General features: G+C 67.3%; 9 protein-coding genes and 1 pseudogene. 7 read left to right on the forward strand and 3 right to left on the reverse strand.

Annotated elements, in window-relative coordinates; genetic code table 11:
* Nucleotides 1–628: hypothetical protein (locus tag G6018_RS16145; RefSeq protein ID WP_206685272.1), on the forward strand; the 628-nt coding region annotated here is incomplete at its 5' end.
* Nucleotides 625–1,326: a hypothetical protein gene (locus tag G6018_RS16150; RefSeq protein WP_182640163.1), complete on the forward strand. Its 702-nt coding sequence runs from the start codon at nt 625–627 to the stop codon at nt 1,324–1,326. The genes G6018_RS16145 and G6018_RS16150, both read left to right, overlap by 4 nt.
* 316 nt (nt 1,327–1,642) lie before the next feature.
* On the opposite strand, the gene mobF is transcribed toward G6018_RS16150, so the two are convergent.
* Entirely contained in the window at nt 1,643–5,167 is a 3,525-nt protein-coding gene (gene mobF, locus G6018_RS16155) for a MobF family relaxase (protein ID WP_241731016.1), read from the reverse strand.
* A gap of 313 nt (nt 5,168–5,480) precedes the next feature.
* On the opposite strand from mobF, the gene G6018_RS16160 reads away from it, so the two are divergent.
* Both G6018_RS16160 and G6018_RS16165 read left to right on the forward strand, forming a co-directional pair.
* The gene (locus G6018_RS16160; RefSeq protein WP_182640164.1) at nt 5,481–5,789 is read left to right on the forward strand and encodes a hypothetical protein; all 309 of its coding nucleotides are present in this window, start codon (nt 5,481–5,483) and stop codon (nt 5,787–5,789) included.
* On the forward strand, nt 5,773–6,345 hold the full coding sequence (locus G6018_RS16165; protein WP_182640165.1) for a hypothetical protein: 573 nt from the start codon (nt 5,773–5,775) through the stop codon (nt 6,343–6,345). The genes G6018_RS16160 and G6018_RS16165 overlap by 17 nt, the downstream gene beginning before the upstream one ends.
* Nucleotides 6,346–6,421: 76 nt before the next feature.
* Here G6018_RS16165 and G6018_RS16170 read toward each other — a convergent pair whose 3' ends face one another.
* Both G6018_RS16170 and G6018_RS16175 read right to left on the reverse strand, forming a co-directional pair.
* Nucleotides 6,422–6,745, reverse strand: a complete 324-nt coding sequence (locus G6018_RS16170; RefSeq protein ID WP_182640166.1) for a hypothetical protein — start codon at nt 6,743–6,745, stop codon at nt 6,422–6,424.
* Nucleotides 6,746–6,886: 141 nt separating this feature from the next.
* Nucleotides 6,887–7,447: a hypothetical protein gene (locus G6018_RS16175; protein ID WP_182640167.1), complete on the reverse strand. Its 561-nt coding sequence runs from the start codon at nt 7,445–7,447 to the stop codon at nt 6,887–6,889.
* 197 nt (nt 7,448–7,644) lie between these two features.
* On the opposite strand from G6018_RS16175, the gene G6018_RS16180 reads away from it, so the two are divergent.
* The 3 genes and pseudogenes from G6018_RS16180 to G6018_RS16190 all read left to right on the forward strand — a co-directional run.
* Nucleotides 7,645–7,938, forward strand: a complete 294-nt coding sequence (locus tag G6018_RS16180) for a hypothetical protein (RefSeq protein ID WP_182640168.1) — start codon at nt 7,645–7,647, stop codon at nt 7,936–7,938.
* 104 nt (nt 7,939–8,042) lie between these two features.
* Nucleotides 8,043–9,089 (forward strand): PDDEXK nuclease domain-containing protein, encoded by a 1,047-nt coding sequence (locus G6018_RS16185; RefSeq protein ID WP_182640169.1) that lies wholly within the window; start codon nt 8,043–8,045, stop codon nt 9,087–9,089.
* A 394-nt stretch (nt 9,090–9,483) separates the two neighbouring features.
* Nucleotides 9,484–9,722, forward strand: a pseudogene (locus G6018_RS16190) (recombinase RecQ); the annotation flags it as partial.

Genomic DNA, 9,722 nt, shown 5'->3' on the forward strand with positions numbered 1-9,722 from the left:
AGCTAATCCGTACCCGCCGCGGACTCGCTCGCTCGGCGAGCACTCCGCCCGCCAACACTCGGTCGGATCGCTCGTTGTCGAGACCGCTCGCGCAGACTCCGGCGTATCCGAAGAGGTCGCTCAGGCGCGGCGTGAGGTGATCGCTGCCGAGCTGGAGCGAAGGCGGCTGGTGAAGGCAGCGGAGGAAGCGCGGCGGCAGGCAGAACTTGATCGGACCCAGGCCGAGCAAGAGCGCGATGAGGCCGTTCGCCGCGCTCGCGAGCGGTCAGGACCGGGCCCGGACTTCTTGACGCTGGCGGTGATCGCAGCGGTGACCCTGGAGATCACCGAGTACGAGCTGGCCGGCGTGTTCGATGCGGCGATCACCGACACCCCCGGCCTCTCGTCGGCCGATACCGCCGACCTCGCAGGTGAGCGCAGAGTGGGCCTCACCGAGGGGCTGCTGCACACCGAGGTGGCCGCCGTCGGCGGCTCGCCGGCAGTCGCGGACGTCATCGACACCGGCGTAGGAACGCAGACACCGTCCCAGCTCATCGCCCAGTCCGATCAGGAAGCTCAGCCCGCCGCTGCCACCTTCGACAGCGCTGCGGTGTCCGTCGATACAGCCCCGGAGGTCGAAGAGCTATGAGCGCACAGGCGTTTGCCAACGACCAGATGAGGACCTACCTCGCCGATGCCCTGGCGGCGGCCGACTCCCCGTTGACGGTCATGCCGCACGACCCCGAGGACCCCTGGGGTGTCCTCTTCCGCGACACACGGTTCCAGTACTCGTTCATGAGTGTCAGGCAGGACCGCTTGATGGGCCTGCTCGACACCAGGACTCCCGAAGCCGTCGCCAGGGGGCTCGAGTACCGGTCCGCGGTCGGTGAGATCGCGATGGCGCTCACGGAGTACCCCGAGGATTGGTACACCGTCGACACATACCGTGGCGCCGAGCTAGCCATGTACTCGGGCCTGCTCAGCGTGTACCACCATGGGGCCGACATGGAGGTCGACGTACCGATCGACCTCATCAACCTCGATCACCCCGACCTGATCGGTCCCCGCGCACGGGCCGCGATCGAGGACCGTCTCGACCGGGTCACGGGCACCTCTGACGAATTCCGATGGACAGTCCTCGCCACCGTCGGCGACGTGATCCGAGCTGGCCAGCTCTCCCCGCCACCGTGGTCTCCCGGCTCAGTTCCCGCCGCCGAATCGCCGTCGCCGATGGCGAATCCGTTCACGGAGTCGTACTTGAGTCACCGCGCTGATCGCACGTTCGAGGCCAGAGCCAACGAGGTGACGGAAGCGGACTTTTCTGAGCCCCCCGTGATCGAGACGTAGACGAGTAGGACCAGGACACGCGTTAACTTATGCTTAGTCGGTGTCTAGCGAATCTGGTGCAGGCTGCGGTTGTGCTGTTGCCATAGGTGTTGCCCTCTTGCTGGGGTTGGGAATGTGTTCGTCCTCTGACGACGACAGCACATCGCGCAGCCCCGGCAGCTCGAGTAGCGGCAGTTCAAGTAGCAGTGGCACCCGTCTTAGCCCATTGGATTGTGAAGCGCTGAGGATGACGGCCCTGGACAACGAGAACCCCGAGCCGTGGAAGGCGATGGACAAGTACGACAGGTACTGCTGACTACTCCCTGCTGTCTCTGACTCACCACGGGTCGGGGGAGGAATCGGTGGTGGCTCCCCAATCCCATTGCGGTCCTGATGTCGACTCGACGTCCGGGCCGCGTTCTTGTTCTGCGGCACGGTGGGCCAGATAGGACTCAGCGAAGTCGTCAGAAGCTGCGGGCGCCGGCGCGGTAGTGAGCGAGCCGTGGGTGGTCGCCAGCCACGCTGCCAGTTCGGTGTCGGTGGCCGGCGCGATTGGGGGAGGGGTGGGCAGGGCATCCCGGTCCCGGTCCTCATTTGTCGCGTGACGTATCCGGTGCGCGATGACGGCCCCTGGACTGTCGGCGGTCTCCAGGTTCGCAGTGGCCTCGGCCCACAGCTCGCGGGGGTCATGGCCGGTCTTGGCGGCGTCGGTCCAGGCTCGGGCGAGCACGTCGTACTGGTCGCCTCCGGGCTCGAGGTGTCGGCCGTAGGGGCGCGGCAGGGCGTCGATGTAGGTGGGCAGCGTGGAGCTGGTGAAGGCTTGGGCAGCGAGGTCGACGCCGTGGCGGTACAGCGCTTCAATGCGCGCCGGGTCGGTGGCGTTATCCATCTCCTCGCGCAGTGTTGCGGTCGCGGAGGCTTGGTGGGTGTCGCGCCTAAGAATGGCGGCCAGTACCTCGGCGGCGGTGGGGGCGTCGTGGTCGCCGGCTGAGTGCATGTGGGCGTCCTCGGCAGACAGGTCGACCGTGGGTTCGCACACGGCGTAGGCGCGGTTCTCCTTCTTGCCGCGGGTCATCGCGACGTACAGGCCGGCACGGTCCACCGAGGTGTCGACGACTGCGTGGGTGACATCGACGGTGGCGCCCTGGGCACGGTGGATAGTCGTCGCGTAGCCCAGGTGCATGCTCTTGCTCGCGTAGCTGGCAGGCACGACCATATCGTTGCCGGTGTTGATGTCGCGCACGCTTAGTGAGCCGTCGTCGGCGATGCCGGTGAGGGTGAATAGTTGGCCGTTGAGCACCCGGCCGAGGTACTTGCTGTCGGAGGTGTAGAGCTTGGCGTTCTCACGGGCGATGATCGTGTCGCCGACGCCGACGGTGTCGCCTCGGGAAAGGCGCGTGGTGCGGGTGTCGTCGACGTGTCCGTGGGCGATCCGGTCGGCGCGGATGACCTCGTTGAGCGAGTCGACGTCGCTGTTGTTCGAGGCGATGACCAGGCTCTTGCGGCCGACCTTGGTGTCGTCGAGGAAGGCTTGAACGGCGTCAGTGAGCATCTGCTCGCGGTGTCCGCCACGGATCCAGCCGCGGTGCGCGTAGAGGTCCAGGGCGTCGGTGTTGCCTTCGCGGAGGGCGAGCGTTGCCTCGGCCTGTTCGGTGTCTGCTCCCATGCGCATGACTTCGCTCAGTTCGACTGTTCCCGGGGTGCGGGTCAGGTCGGCGAACAGGCCGCCGGTCTCGACGGCGGCGAGCTGTTTCGGGTCTCCGATCAGGCGCAGGACGGCGCCGGATTCGGCGGCGATTTCGGTCAGCGCGGCGAGGTTTCCGGTGCTGGCCATGCCCGCTTCGTCGACTAGGAGCATGTCGCCGGGGCGAATGGTCACCGGCAGCGCCTCGAGGCTCCGTCCCGGGGCGCCTGGGTTGCGGCCGAGCCAGGTGAAGGTCAGGGAGTCGATGGTGTGGCAGTCGGTGCCGATGTCCTCAGCCAGCACGCTGGCCGCTGCCGCGGAGGGCGCTAGACCGATGACGTGGCGGCCCGTGTTCTCCCACGCCTGCACGACCACTTTCATGGCGGTGGTCTTACCGGTACCGGCCGGTCCGACGCCGGCGGCGAGCAGGGTTCCCGCTCCGACGAGGTGGTGGGCCAGTTCCTTCTGCCCGGTGTTGAGCGGCCAGCCGGTGGTCCTCTCGTGGGCGGCAAGTGCCTTCTCGAGCTTGGCGCGGGGTGCGATCACTGCCACCGGGGTGCGGGCTGCATCGAGGACGCGGGTCTCGGCGTCGAGCACGGCTTGGGTGGTGTACTTCTCGGCGTTGGCGTGCCGGTCGATTCCTGCGCCGGTGTGGCCGGTCAGGGGCTCGGGCAGGATCAGTGGATCAGGTGGCGTCAGCTCCACCATGAGCTCGCGAAGCGCGATGTCCATGACCTTGGCGTGGGCCTGGTCGAGGGCGTCGTCGGAGGCGAACCGGTAGCCCTTCAGAGCTGTGGATACGGCGGTGTCTACGTGCGACCGGCGGAACTGCGCGCGGCGTGACGACACCGATTGGACGGCCTGCTCAGCGACCTGTCGGGCGTGGCTGTCGGTGTCAAAAACCTTGCGCTGCGCATCGACGGTGGCCTGCTCGGTGACGTCGCGGACAACGGACGAGACGGCGTCGGCGCCGATGGCCTGCTCAGCCACCTGGCGCCACTTGGCACGGTGCTCATCGAGGGACTGGGCGGGCTTTTTGGCGTCGCGGGTATCGAGGATCGCCTTCTGCCACAGGGCGTACGCCGCTCGCTGGGTGGGCTGGCGCCCGTTCTTCTCTACGTACTCGGCAACGAGCTGCTCGTAGACCGGGCGGGCTAGTGCGCGACGGGACGAGAACACGTCAATGAGACGGCGGTCGATGCCCTTGATGTCCCAGATCGGCGCTTTGTCCGGGTGCGGGTAGTGCGCCTCGAAGTCCAGACCCATCCGGCGGGAGAGTAGGTCGTGCAGGACAGCGTCGTAGCGAGCCGAGATCGCCTGGTGCATCTGGTGGATCGTCCGCGAATCCAGCGTGCGCCACTGGCCGTCGGGGCCTTGCACCTTGTTGGCGATCAACACGTGCGAGTGCAGGTCCGGGTCTCCGCCACGGGTGTCGAAGTGCGTGAACTCAGCGGCGACGATGCCTCTGGTTTTCACCTGCTCGATGCCGCCGGCACCCACGCGGGTGTAGATCGCATTGTCCTCGGCCCATCGCAGGGCCTCGGCCACGGCCTGATGGTGTAGCGCCGCCACTTTTGAGGCCGTGTGCTCGTCGGAAAGCGCCCACAGAACGCTGACACTTTTGACCGGTGAGAAGGTGAAATCGAATCCGGCGACGGCCTGGCGGACCTTGTCCCGTTCGCGGTTCACCCAGGCGATGACGTCCTTGCCGGAGGCGTGTTCATAGCCGAACTCGCTCGTGTAGAACGGGCGGGCCACGCTCTCGGCGAGTTGGTTTCTCTCGTCGGGAGTGGGGCGGCGCCCCTCGGCAATGAGGAACGACTTTTCAGCGGCGGAGATCGCCGCGAGCACGGGGACATCTCCGGAGTACAGGGGGTAGGCCCGGCCCAGCTTGCAGGCGCCCAGACTCTTCCCTTCAGCCATCATCTGATCGGTGTCCGGGTGTAGCCCTTCGCCGTACAGGGCGGCCATTTGGACCTCTCCCACGACGGCGCCGGCGGTCGCTGTCTCAGAGAGCAGGCCGGCCAATCCGCTGCCGATCCACCGCCCGGGCGGTGTTCCCTTGGCCGCGTAGTAGTCCGACAGCGACTTTCCTTCGGGGTCAGCGTCATGGGTGGCGACCGAGCGCAGCAGGTACTGGTATCCAGTACCGGCGTGCACCGCTCGGAGGCTCATCATGAGCCCCAGCGTAGAGCCGCCGCGGGGCGGCGTCTACGCACGACGCGTCGGCGGCGCGCTGAGCAGCCGCTTTCCGGACGTCACTAGTAGTGCCTACTGTGTATGGCAGTTTGTGACGAGCGAAAGCGAGGATGATCTAGCACGGACAGTGCTAGATCTGGTGCGGCGATCGGGGACCAGGACGGCGAGACGATGACGGCGGCATGGTGGTTGGGCATTGCGGCACGATGGGTAGGGCAATAGGGTCGATCACATGGCGGCTATCAAGACTGATTCACGTTCACAAACCGCACGCGCGAGGGCTCGTCAGGCGATGGCCGACGAGTTGGAGCGGGCTCGCAAGCGCGAGGCCAAGCTGGTCGCGGTGTTCTCGGCGATCGACGCCCGCGATGACGCGCAGATCGTCCTCGGCGAGTCGCTGGTCGAGCTTCGGGACCTGGGTGTGGCGCAGGGCGACCTGGCGGAGATGACCGGACTGTCCGCCCGCGAGGTCGGGGCGGCGATCCGCGCCGCCAAGGACAACACCACCGACACCGAGAACATGGCCACGGATGCGGCCGACAGTGACACCACGACGGCCGGCCAGACACCCGCGGACACCAACGGTGACCAGCAGCACTGAGCCAGTCTCCGGCGGATGGTTCGAGGACATCCCGCTGCCGGGAATGGACGCCCGCCCCCGGCCCCGGCCTGCCCCGGCGCGGTCCAGGCCGTACGACTCGACGCTGCCCCCGACTGAAGCAGCGATCGCCGCGTTTGGCTCCCGTGTCGTGCGCGCTCCGGGCAACGGGTGTCACATCTGGACCGGCGCCATCTCCGACGGGTACGGGCGGATCAGCTGGCGTCGAGACGGCGTCAGCAGAACCGAGTACGCGCACCGGTTCGCCCTCCTGGTCGCCGGCGAACTAACCGACGGGGCGATCGGTGAGCACCGCTGCAACGAACCCTTGTGCGTGCGCGTGGACCCCGGCCACCTCATCGCCTCAACCCAATCGGCGAACCTGCTCTACGCGGTCGCCTGCGGACGCACCGGAATCATCCGCAACACCACCGAACGCCACGACCGGCACGCCCGCTCCCTCGCGGTCCGCGAAGCCGTCACCGGCGGCTGGAACCCCAAGGCTTACGCCCACGCCTGCGGCAACACCGCACCACTAGACGAGCCACCACTGTTCTAGACTCGGCCCCACACACCAACAGCAATGGCCCCACCGTTTCGGTGGGGCCATTGCTGTACCGGTCGGGTGGGAAGTGTCAGCGGGTAGGCGTGAGACGCCTCTGGCGGCGCAGCTGCCAGTAGCGCGGAATCGTCCACCGCAGCGGCGTCTTGTCGATCACCAGCAGCGCCAATCGCGACCGGTAATGCACATCGTTGCGCACAGCGAACGACCAGTGCCCGACGAACCACGCCACCATCCCCAGCGCCATCACCGTCGGCGCCCAGGAGCTCGACTGCGTCACGCCACAGAATCCGATCACCGCGCAGATGCCCCCGATGCCGCGCGCCAGCGGCGGCACCAGAAGCGATGCCACCGCGACCACCGCCACGGCCTGTATCGCGGTCTGTAGATCCCACATGACACCCCTCCCGTGTTGGCGTTCGTCCCGCTACGTGCCGACCGCACCTGACGGAGGTCCGAGCCACTTGGTCATTGCCTGTCCTGTTCGGTCAGTGTGCTCGCCCGGTCCGACACGACAAGACCACCACCGTGCGGATCGCTACTTGTCGTCGTCGGCCTGCCCGAAGGAACGAAACGCGTCCAGCAGTTCACGCAAGGTGTCCGAAGTGGCCTCGGCCCGCACACGCCCGCGGTCAGCCTCCTCGGCCTGGACGCGCGCCTGCTCCGCCTCACGCTGCACCTTCTCGAGTTGCTGGCGAACCTGGGCCAGTTCGGAGCGCAACTGCTCGGCGTCCCGGACCGCCTCATCCCTGGCGGTGTCGGCGTCTGCTCGCTGCGCCATGGCTTCCTCCGCCGCGGCGAGGGCGTCGGCCTCGCCGGCGCGGGCAGCATCGAGGGCCACCGCGGTGGCCTCGTCTGCCTGCTCGGCGGCGCGCTTCCACGCCGCCGCCCACACCGAGGCCACCATCGCCGACATCGGCTCAGACAAGTCCGGGGCCTCGGGCACCTCACCCGCTGCGCCCGTGGCGTGCTCGCGCATCCACGCCGCCACCTCGCCGATCCGCACCCCCGCTTGTTTCTGCACCGCCCGCACGGTGACCTTGTCCCCCCGCGCGACGAGCACCCCATAGGCGTGAGCGATCTTCTCCGACGACGACATGGCGCCCCTTCAGATTCCGTGTTCGGTAACGGGTAACTGGTAACGTATTTTGTTTCCGCTGTTACCCATGATAGGGGACGCCCGCACCCATGTCGAGGATCAAGCGCTGACCGCTACTGAGACGCCAGGCGAACAAAACGGGGCGTCACGAGTCGTGTGGACAATCCCACCTACCACCAACCGAACGGAGAAGGAATATGGATCCGACAATCATCGGACTCACGCTTAGCGTGAGCGCGTACTGCGCAATCGCGGTGACCGTGATGGTCGCTACGCTTGCCGCTCGCGGACATCCCATTGGCCGGCCGGGGCAGTTTGTCGGCATCGCGTCCGGCGTGACCGGCCTGGGACTGTCCGGAGTCGCCATCCTGGCGTCGTCGGCGATCCTGCCGATAGTGGCCGGAGGTGCCATCGGTGCCGGCCTCATCGGCGGCGGCCTCGGCTGGGTCCTGAGCGAGACGGTGAAGGCTCTTCCAGCTGGCAATGATTGAGATCAGGGATGGCCCGGCCACTGCGACCGGGCCATCCCTTCCATCGTCAGCCTCTTACCGACCAGCTTGCTGGGTCCCAGGGGTGCGCCTGCCAGGATGGGCGGGTGAACTCCCGGGACCTGGACCTGCCATCCAACTATGGGCGCCTCGTCGAAGACCTCAAGGACAGGGTCCGACGAGCACAGGTCACGGCGCAGCGCAGGGTCAACACCCAGCTGATCGAGTTGTACTGGTCCCTCGGGCAGGCTGTGCGCGAGGAGAGCGCCCGGCACGGGTGGGGCAGCGGTGTGATTCGCAGGCTCGCCGAGGATCTTCGGGCCGAGTTCCCCCAGATGAAGGGCTTTTCTGCCCGGAACCTGCAGTACATGGCGACCTTCGCCGGCGCCTGGCCCGCCGGGCCAATCACGCAACACCCTGTTGCGTACCTGCCCTGGGGGCATGTGACTGTCCTGCTGGACAAGCTCAGCGCCCAGGACGATCGGGACAAGTACGCCGCCGCAGCCGTCGAGCACGGCTGGTCGCGCAACGTGCTGGCCAACATGATCGCCAGCAGCGCCCTCGAACGCACCGGGGCGGCTCCATCGAACTTTGCGCAACAGCTTGTTGCGCACGATTCCGAGCTTGCCCAGCAGATCGCCAAGGACCCGCTGATCCTAGATTTTCTGGACCTGTCCGGCGAGGTCGCCGAACGCGAGCTCGAGGAGTCCTTGACCGACCGGATCGTCGATACGCTGCGCGAGCTCGGCCCGGGATTCGCGTTCGTGGGAAGGCAGGTCCACTTCGACGTCGGGGGCGAGGACTTCTATGCCGACCTGCTGTTCTTCCACGTCGAGCAATTGCGGTACGTCGTCATTGAGCTCAAGACCGGCAAGTTCAAGCCAGAACACGCCGGGCAGCTGCAGTTCTACGTCGCTCTCGTCGAGGATCGCCTGCGCCGTACCGCGCATGCCCCGACTGTCGGGATCCTGGTCTGCGGCAGCCGCAACGATCGCGTCGTCCGCTACGCGCTGAACCAGGCTGGCGCGCCCCTGGCAGTCTCGACCTTCAGCTACGCGAGCCTGCCTCCCGCCGAGCAGGAGGCGCTACCCAGCGAGGACGATCTCACCGCCGCCCTGGACCAGATCACCGAGGGCGACGAGGGCCACCCGTAAACACGGTTGGAGCACACCGTGGCCCCAATAGGCCTCCTACCTGCCCCTATGTTAGTGCCGATAACTTATCTTATGACAAGCTAACGATGCCGAGTTGTAGATTGTGCGAACTCGACCCCTCCCCGAACTGCCCCTCGCCCGTAGTGCCCGACTGGCCTCGTGACCTGCGCGTGAGCAGGTGCCGGGCCAGCGCTTCCGCCCTTGTTGGACCGTGACCGCCAGCCGATGGCGGGATGGTGGCGGCGCTGCTACCTGCGGCCTCTTGTGCTACCCACTGGCGTCCGGACAGGTGCGGACCTGCGCGTGGCGAGTACAGAACCGAGCCGATCTTCTCCCCGGGCTGGCGCCCGTGAACTGGCCGTATCTGCGCCCCGGACCCCAGCGACGCACCACCTCCGTCGACTCGGGCGCGCTGACCCGGGCCCGCGAAGCGCTCGAGCGGCCCGGCGTGGTGCTGCCTCCGCGCCGCCAGCGGCCCACCGGCCTGGCCAAGCTCGACGTCCCACTCAAGGGCAAGATCGCCGACGGTCCCGCGGAGGGCCGCGCTCTGGCACGCCTCACCGATCTGGGCCTGGGCCAGAAGCTGCGCGCCCTGCTCGCCGAGCCCGACCAGGACGCACCCGAGTGGCTGGA

This window comes from Dietzia sp. DQ11-44, assembly GCF_014145205.1.
GTDB lineage: Bacteria > Actinomycetota > Actinomycetes > Mycobacteriales > Mycobacteriaceae > Dietzia > Dietzia natronolimnaea.